General features: G+C 67.5%; 22 protein-coding genes and 1 pseudogene. 15 read left to right on the top strand and 8 right to left on the bottom strand.

Annotated features, from left to right (window positions below):
• The first annotated feature begins 145 nt into the window (after positions 1-145).
• On the top strand, positions 146-667 hold the full coding sequence (locus Q9G87_RS58495; protein ID WP_305925350.1) for a hypothetical protein: 522 nt from the start codon (positions 146-148) through the stop codon (positions 665-667).
• Between the two features lie 124 nt (positions 668-791).
• Here the strand turns inward: Q9G87_RS58495 and Q9G87_RS58490 are convergent, their stop codons facing one another.
• Positions 792-1,139, bottom strand: coding sequence for a hypothetical protein (locus Q9G87_RS58490; protein WP_305925349.1), 348 nt, complete (start codon positions 1,137-1,139; stop codon positions 792-794).
• A 398-nt stretch (positions 1,140-1,537) separates the two neighbouring features.
• Here Q9G87_RS58490 and Q9G87_RS58485 point away from each other — a divergent pair, with 398 nt between their 5' ends.
• The 8 genes and pseudogenes from Q9G87_RS58485 (at position 1,538) to Q9G87_RS58455 (ending at position 8,516) form a co-directional block, all read left to right on the top strand.
• On the top strand, positions 1,538-2,143 hold the full coding sequence (locus Q9G87_RS58485) for a hypothetical protein (RefSeq protein WP_305925348.1): 606 nt from the start codon (positions 1,538-1,540) through the stop codon (positions 2,141-2,143).
• Between the two features lie 196 nt (positions 2,144-2,339).
• Entirely contained in the window at positions 2,340-3,032 is a 693-nt protein-coding gene (locus tag Q9G87_RS58480; protein ID WP_305925347.1) for a hypothetical protein, read from the top strand.
• Positions 3,029-3,592 (top strand): bifunctional DNA primase/polymerase, encoded by a 564-nt coding sequence (locus Q9G87_RS58475; RefSeq protein WP_305925346.1) that lies wholly within the window; start codon positions 3,029-3,031, stop codon positions 3,590-3,592. The genes Q9G87_RS58480 and Q9G87_RS58475 overlap by 4 nt, the downstream gene beginning before the upstream one ends.
• On the top strand, positions 3,589-4,194 hold the full coding sequence (locus Q9G87_RS58470) for a hypothetical protein (protein ID WP_305925345.1): 606 nt from the start codon (positions 3,589-3,591) through the stop codon (positions 4,192-4,194). The genes Q9G87_RS58475 and Q9G87_RS58470 overlap by 4 nt, the downstream gene beginning before the upstream one ends.
• A gap of 461 nt (positions 4,195-4,655) precedes the next feature.
• A complete protein-coding gene (locus Q9G87_RS58465; protein ID WP_305925344.1) occupies positions 4,656-5,723 on the top strand; it encodes a hypothetical protein in 1,068 nt (355 codons plus the stop codon).
• Positions 5,698-6,129, top strand: a pseudogene (locus Q9G87_RS61235) (PLP-dependent transferase); the annotation flags it as partial. The gene Q9G87_RS58465 and the pseudogene Q9G87_RS61235, both read left to right, overlap by 26 nt.
• Positions 6,130-6,192: 63 nt before the next feature.
• Positions 6,193-6,735, top strand: a complete 543-nt coding sequence (locus tag Q9G87_RS58460; protein ID WP_305925343.1) for a hypothetical protein — start codon at positions 6,193-6,195, stop codon at positions 6,733-6,735.
• 545 nt (positions 6,736-7,280) lie between these two features.
• Complete coding sequence (locus Q9G87_RS58455) at positions 7,281-8,516, top strand: sialidase family protein (protein WP_305925342.1); 1,236 nt, start codon at positions 7,281-7,283, stop codon at positions 8,514-8,516.
• Positions 8,517-8,636: 120 nt separating this feature from the next.
• On the opposite strand, the gene Q9G87_RS58450 is transcribed toward Q9G87_RS58455, so the two are convergent.
• The 3 genes from Q9G87_RS58450 to Q9G87_RS58440 are packed head-to-tail and all read right to left on the bottom strand — an operon-like array spanning position 8,637 to position 10,887.
• Positions 8,637-9,869, bottom strand: a complete 1,233-nt coding sequence (locus Q9G87_RS58450; protein WP_305925341.1) for an FAD-dependent oxidoreductase — start codon at positions 9,867-9,869, stop codon at positions 8,637-8,639.
• Entirely contained in the window at positions 9,866-10,243 is a 378-nt protein-coding gene (locus tag Q9G87_RS58445) for a hypothetical protein (protein WP_305925340.1), read from the bottom strand. Before Q9G87_RS58445 ends, Q9G87_RS58450 begins: the two co-directional genes overlap by 4 nt.
• Complete coding sequence (locus tag Q9G87_RS58440) at positions 10,240-10,887, bottom strand: sulfotransferase family protein (protein ID WP_305925339.1); 648 nt, start codon at positions 10,885-10,887, stop codon at positions 10,240-10,242. The genes Q9G87_RS58445 and Q9G87_RS58440 overlap by 4 nt, the downstream gene beginning before the upstream one ends.
• A gap of 103 nt (positions 10,888-10,990) precedes the next feature.
• Between Q9G87_RS58440 and Q9G87_RS58435 the strand changes: the two genes are divergently transcribed.
• Positions 10,991-11,764, top strand: a complete 774-nt coding sequence (locus Q9G87_RS58435; protein ID WP_305925338.1) for a TetR/AcrR family transcriptional regulator — start codon at positions 10,991-10,993, stop codon at positions 11,762-11,764.
• Positions 11,765-11,979: 215 nt separating this feature from the next.
• On the opposite strand, the gene Q9G87_RS58430 is transcribed toward Q9G87_RS58435, so the two are convergent.
• The 3 genes from Q9G87_RS58430 to Q9G87_RS58420 all read right to left on the bottom strand — a co-directional run bounded on the left by Q9G87_RS58430 (position 11,980) and on the right by Q9G87_RS58420 (position 13,917).
• Complete coding sequence (locus Q9G87_RS58430; RefSeq protein WP_305925337.1) at positions 11,980-13,128, bottom strand: haloalkane dehalogenase; 1,149 nt, start codon at positions 13,126-13,128, stop codon at positions 11,980-11,982.
• Complete coding sequence (locus tag Q9G87_RS58425) at positions 13,125-13,400, bottom strand: hypothetical protein (protein WP_305925336.1); 276 nt, start codon at positions 13,398-13,400, stop codon at positions 13,125-13,127. Before Q9G87_RS58425 ends, Q9G87_RS58430 begins: the two co-directional genes overlap by 4 nt.
• Before the next feature lie 127 nt (positions 13,401-13,527).
• Entirely contained in the window at positions 13,528-13,917 is a 390-nt protein-coding gene (locus tag Q9G87_RS58420) for a DoxX family protein (protein WP_305925335.1), read from the bottom strand.
• A 203-nt stretch (positions 13,918-14,120) separates the two neighbouring features.
• Here Q9G87_RS58420 and Q9G87_RS58415 point away from each other — a divergent pair, with 203 nt between their 5' ends.
• The 5 genes from Q9G87_RS58415 to Q9G87_RS58395 all read left to right on the top strand — a co-directional run bounded on the left by Q9G87_RS58415 (position 14,121) and on the right by Q9G87_RS58395 (position 17,909).
• Entirely contained in the window at positions 14,121-14,867 is a 747-nt protein-coding gene (locus Q9G87_RS58415) for a cupin domain-containing protein (RefSeq protein ID WP_305925334.1), read from the top strand.
• Positions 14,864-15,406 carry a cupin domain-containing protein gene (locus Q9G87_RS58410; protein ID WP_305925333.1) on the top strand — a complete coding sequence of 181 codons (543 nt, stop codon included), beginning with the start codon at positions 14,864-14,866 and terminating at the stop codon, positions 15,404-15,406. Before Q9G87_RS58415 ends, Q9G87_RS58410 begins: the two co-directional genes overlap by 4 nt.
• Positions 15,407-15,423: 17 nt before the next feature.
• Positions 15,424-15,621 (top strand): ferredoxin, encoded by a 198-nt coding sequence (locus Q9G87_RS58405; protein ID WP_305925332.1) that lies wholly within the window; start codon positions 15,424-15,426, stop codon positions 15,619-15,621.
• A gap of 8 nt (positions 15,622-15,629) precedes the next feature.
• The gene (locus tag Q9G87_RS58400) at positions 15,630-16,829 is read left to right on the top strand and encodes an NAD(P)/FAD-dependent oxidoreductase (RefSeq protein WP_305925331.1); all 1,200 of its coding nucleotides are present in this window, start codon (positions 15,630-15,632) and stop codon (positions 16,827-16,829) included.
• Between the two features lie 570 nt (positions 16,830-17,399).
• Positions 17,400-17,909, top strand: a complete 510-nt coding sequence (locus tag Q9G87_RS58395; protein WP_305925330.1) for a hypothetical protein — start codon at positions 17,400-17,402, stop codon at positions 17,907-17,909.
• A 334-nt stretch (positions 17,910-18,243) separates the two neighbouring features.
• Here Q9G87_RS58395 and Q9G87_RS58390 read toward each other — a convergent pair whose 3' ends face one another.
• Positions 18,244-19,125, bottom strand: a complete 882-nt coding sequence (locus Q9G87_RS58390; RefSeq protein WP_305925329.1) for an RNA polymerase sigma-70 factor — start codon at positions 19,123-19,125, stop codon at positions 18,244-18,246.
• Positions 19,126-19,135: the final 10 nt, after the last annotated feature.

The raw sequence follows: 19,135 nt of genomic DNA, 5'->3' as shown, positions 1-19,135 counted from the left end.
CTTCGTCCCCTTCGTGTTGATATGAGCGAATCGAAGGATTACGGAGTGGCCGTCTCTTGTCACATGGATCTCACCCGTACCAGTCCAGGGCTTGATCACCCGCACACCATCTCCCTGGACGTGAACACCGGGGTGGGCCCGCCGCATGCATCCCAACAAGTCGAAGAAGTGGGTCGTCAAACGCTACTTCGGCAAGTTCCACAGGTTCAGAAACGACCAGTGGGTCTTCGGTGACCCCGCCTCGGTCACTGACCATGGCGGCACCCACCACCTGGTCAAATTCTCCTGGACCAACATTGTTCGGCACCAACTCGTCACCGGCAGGGCGTCCCCCGATGACCCTGATCTGATCGAGTACTGGGCCACACGGCGACGGAGGGTCAAACCCCCGCTGGACGGCTACACCCTGGGCCTGCTCACCAGGCAGGACGGCCACTGCCCGCTCTGCCGGGAGCCTCTCCTCGCCGCCGACCAGCCGCCACAGTCCCCACACGAGTGGGAACGATGGTGGCTGAATGTCGTGAAGCGGGCGATAGCCACCGACTATCTCACCCACGAGCGACATGGCCCGCCGGACGGGAAACAAACACGCCTGGTGCATGCCTCCTGCCACCGCAGCCACCTGGCTCGCAAAGGCGGGAGACCGGCTACATTCTCACCCCCGTGACGCCCTCGGGGCTCGCTTGAGCCGTGGTGCGGGGAAAGCTCGCTCGCCCGGTTCTGAGGGGGGCGGCGGCGATCTCCCAGAGTTCATGCGAACTGAAGGTTCCGCGGGATGAACCCGCTGGTCTTCATGGTTTATGGGCGCTTCTGTCCTTGGGTTGGCTGGAACCGGTGGGGTTGTGCTGCTCGGCGGGGGTCTGCAGGAGGTGGCGGGCGATGGTGGCGTAGCGGATGGCGGTGGTGTCGTCGATGCCGAACACGGCGGCGAGGTGGAGCGGGTCGCCGTTGTGGGTGAGGGCTTCCTCGAGTTGGCGGTCGACGCGGAGTGCTTCGAGGGTGGCGGTGAGTCCGCGGCAGGTCTCGGTCAGCCAGTTCTCGCTGACCGCCCGGGTGGTCATGGCGGTCTGCTGGTTGACGATCAGGTGCGGGTTGGCGGTGTCGGGCCATCGTTGGTCTCGATGGTGGAGCCAGGTCACGAGCAGATGCCGGGTGAGGTCGTCGAGGGGGCGGGCTCGGCCGGTGAGGACGAGTCGCCGGTTACCAATGTCGATGTCGGTGAGGCGGAGTTCCCGGATGGTCTTGGGCCGGGCTGCGTGGACGGCGGCCAGGGCGAGCGTGAGGCGGGCTGCGGGGGTGGTGGCGGCTGCTGTGGCTTGGCCGATCTCGTCGGGGCGCAGCGGCTGGATGATGATCAGCGGGCGTTCGCCATCGTGGAGGCCTCGGGTTGGATCACGGAAGATCCTGCCGGTCTTCTTGCAGTGGCCGAACAGCGACCGCAGGGCCGTGAGGGTCTGGCGGCGCCGGGTGGAGTGCAGGGACTCGGTGGCCGCGATGATGTCGGCTGCGGTGACCTCGCGCAGGTGGATGGGTCTGCATGCGGCCGGGGAAACTGCCTGACACCCCCGCGGCAGTGCTCATCCTGCGGGACGGTCCGGTGAGGTTGGCCAAGCTCGCGCACCGCTTCTGCGCCCGGTCTGGGCTGATCGACGTGCCTGGCCTGACCGCCGTGATGTACGACCCGGCCAGGGCGGTCAGCGTCGACGGGGTGGCGGCGTTCCTGCCCTACCAGGCGGGCCACCGCCCGGCTCTGCTGCTGGAGGTCCGTGCGACGGTGAGCACGGACGTCGGGCAGGGTGAGCGCGTCGACCGGGTGGCCGGCTGGCTGCTGGAGCACGGCTTGCACCTGGTGGCCGCCGCCGACGGTGAAGTCGAGGCAGCGCCCGGATGGGCCGTGCACTTGCGCGGCGGCAGTGGGCTGCGGGTGAGCGGCCCGATCGGCGAGCTCTACGACGGCGACCTGCAGGCGGACCTGGCCTGGCAGGACGCGGTCACCACGCAGGGTAGCTGCCTGCTGCTGGTGGGCACCGGCCTGGGCTTGGACCAGGCCCCGCACGGCCTGCAGGAGGCCCTCGACCGGGTCGACGCCGTCGCACGCCAGGGACGGCTGACCGGCGCCCTGGTGACGGTGGAGATCCGTTGAGGCCCCCGATTTCGTCGGCGGCCTGTTGTAGATTGCCGGGTACGGCTAGCGCACAGCCGGTTCCGAGCCGCCCCGCCCACGCCGGGGACGGCGCCGATGAGCGAAGGTCCATGATCGCGCGTTCCTACGAAGCTCACCTTGCGGCTGACGTTTCCTGGGCGAAGACGCGTGGGGCACGCCCTCAAGGGACACCGCCATGACGAAGGACGCCAGGAACAAGCAGAAGACCCGCGCCTACGCCGCCGCGCACAACCTGACCTACCAGCAGGCGCACCAGGCCCTCACCCGTCAGGCCGGCCAGCCCGATCAGCAGCCTAAACAGCAGTCGCGGGCTTCACTGCTCTCCGTCGATGCCGACGAGCTCGTGCGCCTGGTCCTGGCCGATAAGGCGGCGGCGGGCATCCACACCACCGAGGAGCAGGCCCGCCGGGACGTGGCCTTCACCCTCGGGATGCTGGACCGGTACCTGACCTCCGAGCCGTACACGCCGACCAAGACGGACGGGATTCCCCTCCTGGTAGGGCCGCACTGCCAGCACGACGAGAACTGCGCCACCGACGTGTGCCAGGACGGGTACGCGCACTTCGCGTGCCGCAGGCCCGGCTGCCCGATCTGCGGCGCCCCGCCGAACAGCACACCCGAACATTGGGCCGGCGACGTCGTCGCGCAGGCCGTCATGAGCCCGGCCGACGTGGCACGCGCCGAAGCGCATCTGAAGGCGTTCCCGCTGCTGCGCCGCCCGAACGACCTGCCGGTCCTCTCGGAGGAGCGCTTCCACCAGGCGTACCCCGAGGGGTTGGAGTGGTGGGACCCGGACAGATGCGATGAGTGCGGCGCCTACCCGCCCGAGGGCTACAGCTGCGACTGCCCGGTCGGGGGCGACTGGTGATCCCCGACCCGTACGCGGTGTCCGCGCGCGGCCTGGCCGTGTTTGCCCTGAAGCCCGGCAGCAAGCTCGTGTACGGGCCCGGCTGGCAGCGCGTCGCGACCAGCGACCCCGACGTCCTGGCCGCGACCTGGCGGCCGGGAGACAACATCGGCGTCGGCTGCTGGCGCTCCGACGTGCTCGGCGTCGACCTGGACGTCAAAGACGTCGACGGGCCCGCCCGGTTCGCCGCGATCTGCACCGATCACGGCGCGGCATGGCCTGACACCCTCACCGTCCGCACCCCCAGTGGGGGCTTGCACCTGTACTTCCGTGTGGAGGAGGGCGGCCCCGTGATCGGATCGACCACCGGACGCAACCCACGAGCGCCACTCGGCCCCGGCATCGACACCCGCGGGCCCGGCCGCGGCGGCCGCGGCGGCTACCTGGTCGGCCCCGGCTCCGTCATCGACGGCACCGCCTACACCATCGAGGCCGACCTGCCGATCGCCACTGTGCCCGGCTGGTTGGCCGGCCTGCTCGACCTCGCCCGCCCCGTCGCTTCGGCCCGGAGAACGCCATGACCCACCACGACCACCACGACGATGACCTGGACCTGGCCGCGCTGGTGCGCGAGCTCGCCGCCGAACACGGCGACAACCTGCACGTGGTGGACTTCGCCGAGCTCGGCGCGCTGCCGCCGCAGGTGCGCAAGGCCGGCCACCAGCTGGCCGCCGCCACCGCCGCGATGGAGCTTGTGACCAGCTTCCACGAGATCGGCACCTACCATCTGGCCGAGACCATTGCCGCTGCTTACGAGCAGGCCAGCGGCGCCGACGACGGCGGCGGCCTGGAGCTCGACTTGGACGGCGCGGCCACCGCCACCGCTGCCGACCCTGACCTGACCGAACTGTGGGAGGCCGCCCAGACCGGTGCGCGCCGCGACCTGGTCGCCTCGCTCGCCCAGCTGCTGGCGCTCACGCGCCGCCGTCGCGGCCTGGACGCCGATGACGTCGCCGCGATGATCGGCAGTCACGCCCACCCCGGTCGGCTGTGGATGCTCGCCGAACGCCAGCTCGACGACGCCGCGGCATCCGGCCGCGACTTGGAACGCGAGCCGATGCTGCCGGACGCGTCGCACCTACCCGCCCTGGCCACCTCACGGGGCACCGACGAAACCCTTTGACCTGGAGCAATGCGCACTCGAAACTAGGCCTGTTCCGCGCTAACTAAGATCATCTTCCATTGAGGAGGCGGTGGATCAGGCTGGGGCGCGTGCGGCCTGACAGCGGCCCCTTTCGAGCGCTCATGGTTACTGGGCGTGGGCTCGCCAGGAGATGCTGTAGCGGCGCGACCTGGTCGCCGTTGTGCGCCGCGTGGTTCGAGGCCGGCGGCGACACGGGCTCGACTTCGGCGGCGGAGTCCAGCGGGAACGGCGGCGCATGGAGCACACCTCGCCCGCGACTCGGCCGGGATACAAGATGCGCGCCCCAAGGTGCCGTGGCGAGCCTACCTGCCTCCGGCGGCAGGCAATCCGTGCTACGCCCTGAGATGTAGCCGCACCCGTGTCTACTTCCCTGGCGGCAGCGGCAACTGCCGTCGCCTGGGTGACGACGCACCCGGATCGGCCGGGGCAGTATCGCCGCCATGACGAACTCTCACCTTGCGCGGTGGCACACGACGCTGTTCACCCTCCGCATCGTCACCGGTGTGGGCGCAATCTCCCGTTTTCCGCACAAGACGCCCGCGCGTAGATCGTCGGCGTGGCTGCGGTCAGCGACCGTGGTCTTGGCGGTGGCCGTGGCCGGAGGGGGTGTCCTCGACATCGCCCGGCCTGATCCGGCAGCCGCCGCACCCGGCAACGGATCGAACCTGGACAAGTACCTGGGGACATGGAACTACGACCAGCCGGACCGCAAGAGCATGAGGAACATCGCGGAACTCAGCTGTCCGGCCGCGGAGCCGGACTGTGAGAGCTTCAATCCGTTGGCGCCGTCGGGCTCGGTGTTGCAGGTCCCGCAGATCGGCCGGATCGTGTTCTCGAAAGAGGCCGACGGGAAAGTCGTGGGGCGGACGGACCGCGGCTGCACGTGGCGGTTCACGGCCCGGTCGGACTCCCTCCAACTCGACCCGCCGTCCCAATCCTGCTTCAACCGCGTGATCAACTCCGGCTACACCATTACCCGCTGGTCGGTGACCGTCTCGGGCCGGCATGAGAAGGAAACCATCGCAGGCGTGAGCCACCATCCGAGCGGCGACTACGACTTCGCGCTGGAGCACGGCGCCCGCACCAAGGTCACGACAGAGCCGTGGGCCAAGGTGGCGAGGCGATTCACGGGCCAGTGGGAGTACGTCCCGGCAGACCGCTCGCGGCTGGTCAACATTGTCACGTACCGATCGACGGGGCCGGACGGTTCAGCGCAGGTCAGCCACGGGGAGCAGCGCGGTGTCGTCGAGTTGACGGTGAAGCCGGATCGTACGGTGGTCGCCCGGACGGCGGACGGGTGCCGGTGGACCCTGACGGCGCGCGGGAACACGGCCGACCTGAACCCGCCCGGGCAGGTCTGCCGACGCCCCGGCGAGACCATCACCCTCGGCTTCTGGCAGGTGGCGAGCGACGGGAAACAGCAGGCGTCGATCATGAACGGTGCCGTACAGCGTGACGGCCGCACATCCAGCTTCGTACTCAATGTGGGGGCGCTGGCCAGGCGATGACTCAGCAGCCTCCGGCTGTGGGCGCACACGGTCGACCCCGACGGCAAGGATGGCGTGCTCGGCCATCAGCACCTGCAGGACTGAGGGTGCTCAGCAGCCGGCGGGACAGCCGGCGAGCCGACGATCCGGATCCCAGTGGCCGAGCTGCAATGGCGCGGCTTGGCGACGCTGCCTGGCCAGGGTGCACCGAGCAGAATGGTGTCGCCTCATATCGTTCGAGGTCGCCGATGACGCGCATGCGGTCGTCGGCGGCACCACGCTGATCACGCCGTCGGTTAGCCGCAGCGATGTCGGCACACTCATCCAGCGATCGGCCTCACTCAGTCACCGGATCGTGGCCGACGAGGGCAGGCGGTACTGCGGGATCCGCGACCGCCTGCTACGCCTCTCGGTCGGGCTGGAGGACGCCGACGGCCTCTGGGGCCGATCTCGACCAAAGCCTTTCCGCCGCTTATCAGGAGGTACTCCCGTGACATATGACCCGAAGCTTCCGGCTGATCAAGGGTTGATCGACGCGCTGCACGTGACGGGGCCGTCCGGCGAGCACGCCGACAAGCTCATGTTGTTCGGGCAGTTCGTAGGCTCCTGGGACATCGAGTGGTCGGGGATCGGGCTCGACGGCGAGCCCGCCCGGGCCAAGGGCGAGCTCCACTTCGGCTGGGTTCTCGGCGGCCGGGCCGTCCAGGACACCTGGATCATGCCGGGCCGTCACGAGCCGGTGGCGTCGACTCTCCGGGCGTTCCACGGTACGACCGTGCGTTTTTACGATCCGGATCTCGGTGCGTGGCGCTCCACGTGGATCGAACCGGTCAACGCCCGCGTCCGCCGTTTCATCGGGCGACCCGTCGACGGGGACATCATCCTGCTCAGCGACGAGGAGGATCCCTGGCTGAGGTGGCGTTTCACCGACATCACGCGCTCGTCGGCGCGCTGGCTCGGCGAAACCTCCTACGACAACGGGGCGACCTGGGTCTTCGACGAAGAGATGATCCTCACCCGCCGCTCTCGGTGACCGCACGCAACCGGGCCGGGCGGCGATATCGTCCGCTGTCCGGCCCGCTTGGCAAGGGTGAGTCACCGCCGCCGCGTGTATCAGCTTCAGAAGTCGGTGGAAGGTGTAGGTGAGTGGATCGCCCCAGTCGGCTTGGGTGGCGTCGGCTTGACGAGTATGCGGATCATGTGGCGTGAACTCAGGACCCTGGAGCTCTGGGAAATGCCAGGAGAGCACCCCTTGATGTGGGAGTGTGACGCCGCCCTCGCCCGATGTGACTCACCGCTCATCGCGCAGCGGATGTCACATTCCAAGCGCAGAACCTCTCTTGGGAGCATGCGGCGCACCAGATCGTGCTGTTCGAGGATCGAAGTCCGCTTCACCAGAGCTGGCGCGGTCAGGACCTTAAGGCTGTGGCACCACATCACCATGGCGATCAATGAATAACGGACCACTGGGGACGATGCTCGACGACCCCCGATCCGCGCGGACGCCGCCCTTGGCTCAGAACCCGGTCAGGGGGCGCGGAACCGGCTGATGAGATCGCCCCGAGCGAGGGAGTCACGATGGAGGGATTGATGCGGTTCTTCCGCGCATACAGTGCCGTGGCTGCGGCGGTGATGGCAGTGGCCGTCGGTGTGTCGCCGGCTACGGCCGCGCAGTCGCCCACGCGCACCTGGCACAAGCAGACCTTGTGGAAGCAGTACACGACCACGGACCCGGCCACCGGAGGACAGGTGACCACCTGTTTCCGGCTCCCCGCGGTCGTGAAGACCAAGAACGACGTGCTGCTCGCCTTCGCCGAGCGGCGTAACAAGAACAACTGCGCCGACCACGGCGCGTTCGACGTCGTCATGCGCCGTTCCACCGACAACGGTGTCACGTGGGAGGCGAGCCGGACGGTCCTGGCGAGCACCACGGGGGCGGCCCTGCAGGGGAACGCGACGGTGGTCGCGGACTCGACCGGGCCCGTGTTCCTGTTCACGACGTCTGAGCCGACGCCGACCCAGACCACCCCGCGCACGCCGAAAGTCCAGATCAGCCACGATGACGGGAAGACCTGGTCGGCGCCGAAGGATCTGTCGGACGTCATCAAGGCCCCGGCGGGTGCCGGGGATTGGTTCGCCACCGGGCCCGGGCACGGGATCCAGCTGACGCGGCCCGACCACGAGGGCCGGCTCGTGGTGCCTGTCTACTTCGCCGTCGGCAGCCGGCAGAGCGTACGGCTGATCTACAGTGACGACCACGGCGAGAATTGGAAGATCGGCGCGACGGCCACCTATGACAAGTCCGTGCTGAAGCTGGGCGAGCAGACCCTGGTGGAGCGGACCGACGGCAGCATCCTCGTGATCGCCCGCAACGGCGCGGTCCCTGACGACCAGACGTCCGTCCACGGCCTGGCCAAGGGCGTGAGCAGGGACGGTGGCCTGACCTTCGACGGCGGCTTCCGGGCCGACAACGCCATCACCGCCCCGCCCACCCATCCGGCCTTGCTGCGCCAGCGCTGGGACGGTGGTCCCTACACTCGGATCCTGCTGTCCGTGCCGGCCACCCCCAAGACGAACAACAACCCCGTGGGCATGAACGTCCGCTCGTCCTTCGACGAAGGTATGACCTGGCGCAACTGGGACGACACCGTCAACAACGCGGGTGTCCGGATCGACGACGATCATGCTGGATATTCGGACATGACGCTCATCGGCAATGGCGCCATCGGCGTCCTGTACGAGGCGGGCGCGGCCCGCTTCCGGGACGAGATCCGCTGGAACTGGTTCTGGGAGAGCGCCATCGGGCTGTACTGAAAGACGTCGGCATTCCCGGCCGAGGCCACAGCCCAACGTGGCGACGCCTATCGAAGGCGGGACCTTCCTGGTGTCGATGGCGGGCCGAGAGCGCCGTCGGCTGCTCTCGGATCCCAGCGATCAGCGGCGAGCGTAGTCAGGGACGTGTTCCGGGCGCGGGCCGTAGGCGATCAGCCGGGATGGGAACTTCTTGAAGGCGGGGAAGTGCCGTGCCAGGAAGACCAGCGGCCTGGGCGGACGGGCGCCTTTGCCGGCGAAGGCGGGCACGAACAACGTGCGGTGCAGCATGCGCTGGACGGCCTGGACGACAACGGTCGGCCGCCACCTGCGCTTTTGAACCTTAGCCAGGTCGGCGGTGGTGACGTGGCGCCGCCGCAGCGGCTCGGCGAGGATCGTCGCGGCGGCCACGGCATCCTGGATGGCGAGGTTGATGCCCATCCCGCCGGCGGGTGACATGGCGTGTGCGGCGTCGCCGATGAGCAGGGCGCCATCGGCGTACCAGCGCTTCAGCCGGTTCAGCCGCACATCGAGCAGGTGCAGGTCCTCCATGCCGGCGATGTGGTCCACGCGGTCGGCGTACTGAGGGAGCACATCTGCGATGCGCTGGCGGAAGCGTTCGACGCCCTCGGCGCGCAACCGGAGGTCGGCGCCTTTCCTGGTGAAGTACGCGATCTGGTAGTAGTCCTCGCGAGTGAAGGTGAGCGCGATCTGGTCGCCTTTGAACTCGCCGGCGAGTCTGGCGATCTCGTCCTGCTCTCCGGCGTGCCGCGGCAGGCGAAACCACCACGTGTCGAAGGGAACCGGATACTCCTTCGGCGTCAGGCCGAGTTCCTTGCGGATGGTCGAGTGGCGGCCGTCGGCGGCCACCGTGAGCTGCGCGTGAATCTCCCCTTCCACGCCCTCTCCAGGGCGGTAGCGGACGCCCGTGACCTTGCCTTCTTCCTTGATCAGCCCGGTGACGGCGGTGTTCATCCGCAAGGTGAAGCTCGGCTCGGTGGCCGCCTCGGCGGCCAGGAAGTCGAGCAGGTCCCACTGCGGGATCATCGCGATGTAGTTGTACGGCGCAGGCAGGGCTGCGAAGTCGCTCAGCGCGATCCTGCCGCCATCCGGAAGCGGAGCCACCAGATCGCCCAGCCGACTCTGCGGCAACCGGCGGAACCTCTCCCCCAGACCGAGCTCATCCATCAGCCTGACGGTCGAGGCGTGCACGGTGTCACCCCTGAAGTCGCGCAGGAAGTCGCCGTGCTTCTCCAGCACGGTCACCTCGATCCCCGCCCGGGCCAGCAGCAGGCCCAGCATCATGCCGGCGGGCCCGCCGCCGCACACCAGGACGTCTGTTCTTTCGAGGGTCATGGTTGTCCTTTCCGGCGCAGGCCGTAGTGGACGAACAAGGCGATGACCGCCACGCGCAGCGCCACGTTCGCCCAGATCGCGGCATGAATCCCCTGTGTGAACGCGTAGATTTCCACGGCGGCCGTGCACCCGTGGAAAACGATCATGGTCCAGGTGGCCAGCCGCACCCCCTCCGGTTGCCGGAGGGTCCTGCCAGCGAACGACAGGAACGCCACGGCCAGCTCGGCGACTCCCAGGAGGTAGCAGACTAGGTAGGCGTCCGGCGCGACGCGTACGCCGACGGCGCCGGGAATCAGGCCGGGCGCGGCGATGAGCACCACACCCGCGGCGAAGGTGACCAGGGCATGCAGGATGAGCAGCCGGCGCAGGTTCACCGGTCCGCCGCCCGCCGTAGATGGCTCAGGGCAGCCTGCCGGTCGTTGAGGCGCGGGTAGGGCTCGCCTGGTACGGCCACGCCGAGGAAGGCGCACAACCGCTCCCAGCCCTCCCCCGTCTGATAGATCAGAACGCGGTCGGCGGGGAGGACGTCCATGACCTCCGCTGTGCGGCGCTGGAACACCTCGATGGCGTGGTGCTCGTCGGGCATCGGATCGGCCAGCGCGGTTCCGAAGGTGTCGCGCCAGATCCGGTCCAGTAGTGGCCGCATGCCGGTGACCACGGGTTGGACTTCCCGAGGTGCCGTACTGGGGTCGTGCAGCAACGCATAGACGGTGTCGCGCATGCTGGCGTACCAGGCGTGGGGATCGCGCACGGTGACGATGACCTTGGCGTCCGGGTACGTCTGTGCGAGCGGGCGCCAGAAGTGGGCGCTCGGCCAGTCCACCGCCGCCCGGTAGCCCCGCAGCACGCCGCCCCAGTCGACCGGCCCGTCCAGGGTGTGCCGCCAGCGCTCTGCCTGTTCGGGATGGGCGCCGATCTCCTGCATATGGTGGCAAGGGCCGAAGCCGAGCCGCTCCAGCGCCGTCTTCAGTGACGTGGTTCCGGTGCGCGGTAGTCCTGCACCGATCACGTTGACCATGTCGAGCTCCTCCGTCCAGGCAACTTACTTCATCATGTGATGAATCTCTGCTTGAGACGATACACACATGAGGTTCAGATAGGAAGCAGTACCATATGGCGTTGTGGACAAGGAGTTGGTGGATGCCGCGCTGGCGGCCGCCGAGCAGCACGGCAAGGACGTGGCCGATGTGCCGCTCAGGGCGATCGCAGCGGCGGCGGGAATCTCCCGCAGCACCCTGCTGCGCAGGCTCGGCGGGTCACGGGCCAGACTGGACGAGGCGGTACGGCAGAGCGGGGTCGACCCGGGCGGACGGGTTCCGGTCCGGGAGCGGGCGATCGAGGCGGCGGCCGAACTGATCAACCGGAACGGGCTCGGCGCGGTCACACTGGAGGCCGTCGCGGTGGCCGCGCAGTGCTCGCCGACCAGCCTGCACGCCGTCTTCGGCGGCCGTGACGGTCTGCTCGCCTGTATGTTCGACCGGTATGTCCCGGTGCCCGATTTGGAGGTGCTGGCCGCGGATCCCCCGGAGCGGATCGAGGAGACCGTTCACGCCGTCTACCGCGCACTGATCGAGGCGTTCTCCCGGGAGCCGCGGGTGCTGCCAGCCATCTTCGGCGACCTGTTCAGCCGCCCCGATGGCACGGCCGCCCGGATGCTGAAGGCCAACCTCCCCAGAATGTTCGCGAGCCTCAGCACCCTCCTGACCTCCCAGATCGAGGCCGGCCGGCTGCGGCCGCTCCCGCTGCCGCTGCTCATCCAACTCATGATCGGCCCGCTCGCGGTGCATATGCTGCTGCGCCCCACACTGCAGGACACGCTGGGCGACCTGCTCCCCCCAGTGGAGGAGGTCTCGCGGACATTCGCCGAGGCGTTCATCCGCGCCGCCGCCCCGTAAGCCGAGCTCGAGATGGTTCGTCGCTGGAGGAGTTGGAGGCGGAAGTCGGCGGCTGTCGGCCGGGGAAGACCTGGTGGCCCCGGCTGCGGATCACCCAGGAGACGGAGCATCAGGGCTGGGGGCGCCTTTGCCCTCATGAAGCGATGGCATCCCAACATGTGCCGGCCCGACCGGCGAACCGGTCGGGCCGGCACAACAGGTGGATACGAGATCTCCTACTGACAGGTCTGCTGGATGAAGCTGTTCACCGCAGCGGCGAACTCTGCAGGCTTGTCCTCCTGCAGGAAGTGGTGGGCACCGGTGATGACGGTGTGGGGCTGGCCCGCAGCACCTGGAATATGGTCACTCAGGGCGCTGTGGTCACCACCGGTGACGTGGTCCTTGTCGCTGAACAGGCACATGAACGGGGTCTGCAGGGTTGTCAGCACCTCCCACGCCGCCGTGAACTCCGGGGTGGCCTCGTCGTGGGGCGAGAGGGGGATGGACACGGCGAACCGGCGGACCGCGTGCTGGTAGGGATCCCCAGGGTACGGCGCGTCGTACGCGGCCCGGACCGCGGAATCAAGCTCTGTGGTGGTGAAGTTGTCGACAACCTGCGACGCGTACAACGGGTTGGTCCGCTGGCTGAACTGCAGCCATTGGGCCAGATACTGCCAGGCTTGGGCGGGGATCTCCTCCTTCCCCGTCTTGAACGAGGTGTTCGACGCCACCACGCGGCGGAACCGGTCCGGATTCTCCGCCAACAGCCGCAGGCCCAGCAAACCGCCCCAGTCGTGACACACCAGCGTCACATCACGCAGGTCCAGCCGATCGAACACGGCTTCGGTCAACCAGTCCATGTGATGTCGGTAGGTGTACAGGAACCGGTCAGTGGGCTTGTCGGACTTGCCCATGCCGACCAGGTCGAGGGCCACGCAGCGGTGACCGGCCGCGACCAGCGGCGGGATGACGTGCCGGTACAGGTAGCTCCAGGACGGGTTGCCATGCAACAGCAGAATTGTCTCGCCGGACCATTTCGCCCCGTCACGCGGCCGTTCATCGACATAATGCACCCGCACCGCGGTATCGGACCCGTCGCCGAGGCCGACCCATACATAGTGCGGCTGGAACGGATAGTCCAACAGTCCAGCGAACCGCTCCTCGGGGGTACGCAGGACCTTCAGGACCTCGACCAGCGCCGTCTCGCTCTCTGGAGCGGCAACGGGTGGTGTTCGCAGGCCGACGGTGGAGCCGGTCGGGGCACCGCCGGCGAGCGCTGCTGCGTCGGCAAGAACCTGTCGCTGATCCGGTTGGATTGGTCGAGTGCTGCGGTCGGCACCGCCTTCGGACTGCGGGGCGGTGGCGTCTGGATTGCTATGGATCATGCCTTTCCTTGCTCTTTCCTGGTTGGGATGGATGGTTTGACCATCGCGGCGGCGTTCAGGTATCCGAACGCGAGGGTGGCGACGGCGGTCCGTACGACGTGGGCGATCTGCTCTTCATCCCGGACGCTGGCCCAGTCCGCCGGCGGGTTTTGCGCGCTCCAGTCGAGCCGGTCGTTGTTGATCGGTACGCTGACCAACAGCGAGACGACGGAGGCGAGGTCGTCGAGCCGGACGAGCTCGACCTGCCGAAACCCGGGCGTGAGCCCGCGCATCGTAGGTTCGCGGAGTCGGCTCCAGGACGAGGCTCCTCGCGAGGAACCCGCCGAAGATCCCGGCGAACGTCAGGCTCGCAAAGCGCGATGCCGATCACGGTGCTGGTTACGCATGAGTCGGCGCCGCTCAGTAGTGGATGGCCAGGTCGAGCGCCAGGGTGGCGACGGCCGAGGGGAGGAAGAAGCAGCTACCCAGGAAGAACGTTGATGAGTAGTCGCTCACACGGATGTGGGTGTATGCCGCGCAGACGAAGAACAGGATCAGGCCGATCGCGGCAGCCGTCCCGACCAGTGGCACACCGAGGAGCCCCAGCGCCAGGCCAACCGCGCCGGCTGTCTTGAGGGTGCCGATCGGAAAGATCAACCACGACATCGATATCTCAGCCGTTGCGAGGGCGGGCCGGAGCACGTCCATCATCAGCTTGGGGCGGAACATGGCGGCGACAATGGCCGAACCACCGGAGAAGGTGTTGGCCACGATCGTCACCAGGGCTGTGACGAAATAGGCGGTGGACATGAGAGCTCCAACGAAGTCGTCTCGTGGCGGCCTGACTCGCCGCCACCCGGTCGACCTCTGAGAGAGCCCTCATCTCGGAGAGTGTGACATCGCCCATGGCGATGTGATTCATGTCGCTCAACGTCACACTCCCGGCCCCCGAACGCTCTCAGATCGTGAAGTCGTGCTCGATCTGTGAGCCAGATATCGGGAGGTATCACCGAATGACCGTCGCTGAACTCGCCGCATCCGAGAGCGTGGGCGCTATCCCGCTTCCGGGGCGAGACAAAGAGGTCCTCAAGATCAACGTGTTCGAGCGGGGAATGTCGCTCAACACCCAGCTCGCACCCATGTTTCCTTATGTCGGGCCGGGCGACCTCGTCCCGACCGCGTGCCTGCTGCGCGGCCGTCCCGGAGAGGAGTACGGGCAGTTCTGGCACGAGAACTCCCAGGAAGAGGTCACCTATGCGTTCGGGTCGAACCTGGCCATGCTGCCGGCAGGGTCCTTGGTGGTCGCCCCCAAGATCCATGGCGTCAACTCCTTTCTCAAGGAGCCGCACAACCCCGATGCCTTCCTGTTCCTGGTCATCGTCCAGCGGCAGAGCGACGCCGACGCCAACCCTGAAGATCAGTACGAGGCGATACATCTACGCTGCGAGGAGTGTCAGGAAATGTTGCTGAGGCACGTCTTCAGCGCCGACCCCACCAGGCCGCAGGATCACGGCGGTCACGAGGACGACCGGTACCCCGCCTTCGCCACAGTTCACGGTGCCGTAGTGGCCGCTGAGAAGTTCAACAACGACGAGGAACTCCGCACCTGCGGCAAGTGCGGTCACCTCAACGCCCCCTTCCCGGCCGCCACCTGGGGTTGGCACCACTACGTCAGCCAGAGTCGGTTGGTCAACACCGCCCGCTCGCAGGTGTCCCCCACGGCCGCCGACGAGGTCTCGCCAGGGGAGACGGCCGAATGATCAAGCGGGCCAGGTACCAGAACGTGTTCGACCTCGCCCACGAGATCGGCTCGTGGGACGAAAGGCTCGTCGCACCGCCGTTCGCCGATCCTCAGGTGTACATGTCGCGGGGTGCGAGCCCGCAACCTTTCTTCCTGATCTGCGAGAAGGACACGCTGGTCATGCAGTGCACCGGCACCGCCGATGCGGAGCTCCGCTACGCCAGCATGCGCAACACCCGGCTGGAGGTCGGTGACCTCCTTTACGTCCCGGCCGGGACGCCCTGCCGGATCGTCCCGCGGGAGGAGGCCATCCACCTCCGCTTCAAGGCGATCAACCCAGGGCTCGAAGCGGTGGCCTGGTTCTGCCCGTCTTGCGACACCGAAGTCTGGCGGTACGGATTCGACGCGGGATCGACTCCCGTCCAACAGGGCTACATGGACGGCTGCCAGGCGTTCAACGCCGAGGTGGAGCGCCGTACCTGCGCCTCTTGTCGCGCAGTCCACCCACACGTTGACATCACTCGAATCGACTGGGCCCGCACGTCGCAGCCCGGCTGAGGTTGGGGAGGAACAAGATGAGAATCGAACTCAACCGTGAGCTCTGCGCGGGCTCCGCCACGTGCACGGGATTCGTGCCCACGGCATTCAAGATCGGTCAAGACGGCCGAGCCGTACTGCTGATCGATGACGCTGACGAGATCGATGCCGACACCCTCGCCGACGCGGTGGCGAACTGCCCCGTCGAAGCCATCACCCTGATCGAAGCCGAATGACCTGAACAGTGAAGCGGATAGTCGTCGTCGGCGCCGGCCTGGCCGGGCTGCGCGCCGCCGAGGCCCTGCGCCGAGCGGGCTTCGACGGTGCGATCACACTTCTGGGCGCCGAGCAGATCGGCCCGTACGACCGCCCGGCCCTGTCGAAACAGGTGCTGACGGGGGAGAAAGATCCTGCCGATACGGTCTACCGAAGTGACGCTCACTTCGCCGATCTACGGGTGGACTTGCGGTTGGGCCAACCGGCGACGGCGCTGGACCTGACCTCACGCAAGGTCGGGACCAGTGACGGCGACTTGCCCTTCGACGGGCTCATCATGGCGACCGGAGCGACCGCCCGCCTGCCGGCCGTCGAAGGCAAGTCTTCGCCGATCCATCGACTGCGGACGTTGGAGGACGCGCAGGCGCTCCGGAACGCGCTGCCGGAGCATCGGCATGTAGTGATCATCGGGGCCGGGTTCATCGGATCGGAGATCGCCTCCAGCGCCCGCATGCTGGGCCTGGAGGTCACCGTTCTGGAAGCCGCAGCAGCGCCCCTCGCGCGGGTGGCCGGTAGGCAGATGGGCGAGATCTGTGCGGCACTTCATCGGGAGCACGGAACCCGATTGATCTGCGGAACCCGGGTCGCCTCCATCGAGGGCGGGGGCCGGGTGAGGCTTGCAGATGGACGGATCGTCGAAGGTGACCTCGTGGTGGCGGGGATCGGGGCGGTACCGGAGACCGGGTGGCTGGCCGACAGCGGACTGACCGTGGCTGACGGGCTCGTCTGCGATCCCTTCCTGAACGCCGGCCATCCCGCCGTGTACGCCGCAGGAGATGTCGTACGGTGGCCGAATCCGCTGTTCGGCACCAGCATGCGAACGGAACAGTGGACCAACGCGGTGGAGCAGGCCCGACGTGCCGCTGCTAATCTGCTGGCCGGCCCGAGGGGAAGGAAACCCTACGCGGGGGTCAACTATTTCTGGTCCGACCAGTACGGCGTGCGCATCCAAAGCGCCGGCATCGCCGCCGCAGACGAGGTCCGCATCGTCGGCGGGTCACCGGCGGAATTCCGCTTCCTGGCCTACTACCGCAAGGGTGACCGGCTCGTCGGCGCCTTCGCCATGGACCAGCCCGTGCCGTTGATCCGCAGCAAGCTGCTGATCGAAGCGCGCACGAGCTGGGACGAGGCGCTTTCACGCGTAAAGGCAGGAGAGATCCTCGCCTGATCCACTTCGGTTCGATGGAGGTACCCTCCTGACGGCGGTCATGAGAAGCGGTTCTGATCCACTCGCTGTGAACTGACCACGCGCGGTTGCTGATGTTCAGTCCGTGTGGAGGATCTGTAGGCGCAGCAGATCGAAGGAAGCGCACCCATAGCCGTCCCTCTTGATCCGCTTAAGTATCAAGATGATCAAAAGGATCATGTACGGGCGAGCCAACCCCGACCTTCTCCGCATCCGTGTCCTGCACGGCTACTGATCACGAAAAGTGGGCCAGACCCACACGCACTTGGCCGTTGACACCAGCGCGGGGTGAAACGACTCGGAGAAATGTTGTTGTGATTGACGTAGGTTCTCTGAATCTCCCCAAGCAGTCGACCCGCAGGAGCAGGTTCTCCACTGGCGGGTGAGCTCTCCCACGGACGAGCCCGGCCTCGACGGTGTGATCCCTCGCACATTCCTCACAAAGGCGTCACATCCGGACGCCTGGGCCGCTCTCAGGTTCTGGTTACGAAAAAAGCAGTGCCCACCTTGTCCGGGGCACCACAGCACATCCATGTCATCAGGAGATCCGCCATGTCCTCAGTGAGAACCCGCTTCGCCGCGACGCTGGCTGCCGCGACCCTGGTCGGTGGGCTTGGGCTTTCCGCCTCGCCCGCGCATGCCGCTGGCTGGACCTGTAGCGCCAGCTGGGCTTCAAAGTCGTTCGATCTGCCCGGCAAGCCGGACGCCACCGTCTGGGCGCGTGGGTGCATATACAAGGACGGAAGCACCAGGGCGGCCAGGATCGAGTACAAGTGGTCGAGCGGCACCGCGGTCGACGATCGCCGCTTCGACAAGTTCGTGATCCAGACCCGCCTCGAGCGCTACGACTTGATCCAGACCACGCGCTACTGCGACATCACAGACGAGATCAACCACCCCAGCGAGAACAGCGGGGAGGGTCACTGCACCACCCTCCCGTACACCAGCTCTCTCACTGGCGGCTGGACCAGCGACGGCAAGATTATCTATAACATCAACAGTGACGGCAAGGGCGACTTCGAGTGGAACCTGCCCGGGTCGCCGCAGGTCACCGTCGCATAGTGCGCAGAGGGCGGGGCGTCACAGCCCTCACCACGCTCCCCATCGGGGGGACATGAAGGGACAGGTAGATCGGCCCCAACCCGTGCTTGCTGGCGGCCACAGCTGAGATGTTGTCCCTGTTCTCCGCCTCACCGAGCAGACCCCGGCGCTGGCCCCTGGCGCCGGGGTCTTCGCGTTGGATCCAGACCCGAGACACTTTGTACACATCGAGCGGCCGCGCAACGCCGCACTCCTCGACTTCTGCCGGGGGTCTTGTCGATGCCCGGCGCGCGGTTGTCGGCGCGCACCATCGCTCACCCACGCTGAAACTGGTGCCCGTCCTTGGCGGCCACGATTATTCGGCGACCTGTTCGGGGATGTGGGTGAGCTTGTCGGGGTTGCTGATGGTGTAGATGTCGCGTACCTGGGTGCCGTCGGGGGTGAGGTCGACGACCATGACGGCGTACGGGGCGTTCTGGACGAACAGCACCGCGGAGGGCTCGCCGTTGACCTGCCGGTAGTGGAGCTCCAGGCCGTCGATGGGCTGAGCAGCGCTGGCGACCAGCACGCGGGCGACGTTGTCGGGGCCGTGGATGGGACGCGGACCGGCGACCGTCGACTTGCCGCCGCCGTCGGACCACAGGGTCACCTCCGGCGCCAGGAGTTCCATCAAAGCGTCCAGGTCGCCGTCGAACGCAGCGGCCACGAAGCGCTCGGTCACCTGCTGGTGGAGGTGTCGGTCGACCTGGGTGCGGGGGCGGCGGGCCTGGACGTGCTCGCGGGCGCGGTGGGCGAGCTGGCGGACCGCGGCGGGGGTTCGGTCGATCATTGCGGCGATCTCGGTGTGCGGGTAGGCGAACACCTCGTGCAGGATGAACACCGCCCGCTCCAGCGGGGTGAGCGTTTCCAGCACCACCAGCAGCGCGATCGAGAGCGTGTCCACCTGCACCGCGTGGTCGGCGGCGTCGGCGGAGGTGAGGAGGGGTTCGGGCAACCAGGATCCGACGTAGGTCTCGCGACGCCGGCGCAGGGCGCTCTGGTGCGCCAGCGTCTGGTTGACCGCGACGCGCACCAGGTAGGCGCGTGGGTGATCGATCTGATCCGGGTCCCTGGACGACCAGGCCAGCCAGGTCTCCTGCAGGACGTCCTCGGTGTCGGTGACGCTGCCGAGCATGTTGTAGACGATGGAGAACAGTAGCTCGCGATGGTCGGCGAACACCTGGGTGGCATCAGACATCACAGATCCC

The sequence above is a fragment of the Nonomuraea turcica genome (genome assembly GCF_030718205.1).
Classification (GTDB): domain Bacteria; phylum Actinomycetota; class Actinomycetes; order Streptosporangiales; family Streptosporangiaceae; genus Nonomuraea.
This window is presented reverse-complemented; position numbering and strand designations above follow the sequence as displayed.

Excerpts from the sequence above, each read along its gene's own strand:
- Q9G87_RS58495 (WP_305925350.1), top strand. The coding sequence starts at position 146 with ATGCATCCCAACAAGTCGAAGAAGTGGGTCGTCAAACGCTACTTCGGC.
- Q9G87_RS58485 (WP_305925348.1), top strand. The coding sequence starts at position 1,538 with ATGCGGCCGGGGAAACTGCCTGACACCCCCGCGGCAGTGCTCATCCTG.
- Q9G87_RS58480 (WP_305925347.1), top strand. The coding sequence starts at position 2,340 with ATGACGAAGGACGCCAGGAACAAGCAGAAGACCCGCGCCTACGCCGCC.
- Q9G87_RS58470 (WP_305925345.1), top strand. The coding sequence starts at position 3,589 with ATGACCCACCACGACCACCACGACGATGACCTGGACCTGGCCGCGCTG.
- Q9G87_RS58465 (WP_305925344.1), top strand. The coding sequence starts at position 4,656 with ATGACGAACTCTCACCTTGCGCGGTGGCACACGACGCTGTTCACCCTC.
- Q9G87_RS58455 (WP_305925342.1), top strand. The coding sequence starts at position 7,281 with ATGGAGGGATTGATGCGGTTCTTCCGCGCATACAGTGCCGTGGCTGCG.
- Q9G87_RS58450 (WP_305925341.1), bottom strand. The coding sequence starts at position 9,869 with ATGACCCTCGAAAGAACAGACGTCCTGGTGTGCGGCGGCGGGCCCGCC.
- Q9G87_RS58440 (WP_305925339.1), bottom strand. The coding sequence starts at position 10,887 with ATGGTCAACGTGATCGGTGCAGGACTACCGCGCACCGGAACCACGTCA.
- Q9G87_RS58430 (WP_305925337.1), bottom strand. The coding sequence starts at position 13,128 with ATGATCCATAGCAATCCAGACGCCACCGCCCCGCAGTCCGAAGGCGGT.
- Q9G87_RS58425 (WP_305925336.1), bottom strand. The coding sequence starts at position 13,400 with ATGCGCGGGCTCACGCCCGGGTTTCGGCAGGTCGAGCTCGTCCGGCTC.
- Q9G87_RS58420 (WP_305925335.1), bottom strand. The coding sequence starts at position 13,917 with ATGTCCACCGCCTATTTCGTCACAGCCCTGGTGACGATCGTGGCCAAC.
- Q9G87_RS58415 (WP_305925334.1), top strand. The coding sequence starts at position 14,121 with ATGACCGTCGCTGAACTCGCCGCATCCGAGAGCGTGGGCGCTATCCCG.
- Q9G87_RS58410 (WP_305925333.1), top strand. The coding sequence starts at position 14,864 with ATGATCAAGCGGGCCAGGTACCAGAACGTGTTCGACCTCGCCCACGAG.
- Q9G87_RS58405 (WP_305925332.1), top strand. The coding sequence starts at position 15,424 with ATGAGAATCGAACTCAACCGTGAGCTCTGCGCGGGCTCCGCCACGTGC.
- Q9G87_RS58395 (WP_305925330.1), top strand. The coding sequence starts at position 17,400 with ATGTCCTCAGTGAGAACCCGCTTCGCCGCGACGCTGGCTGCCGCGACC.
- Q9G87_RS58390 (WP_305925329.1), bottom strand. The coding sequence starts at position 19,125 with ATGTCTGATGCCACCCAGGTGTTCGCCGACCATCGCGAGCTACTGTTC.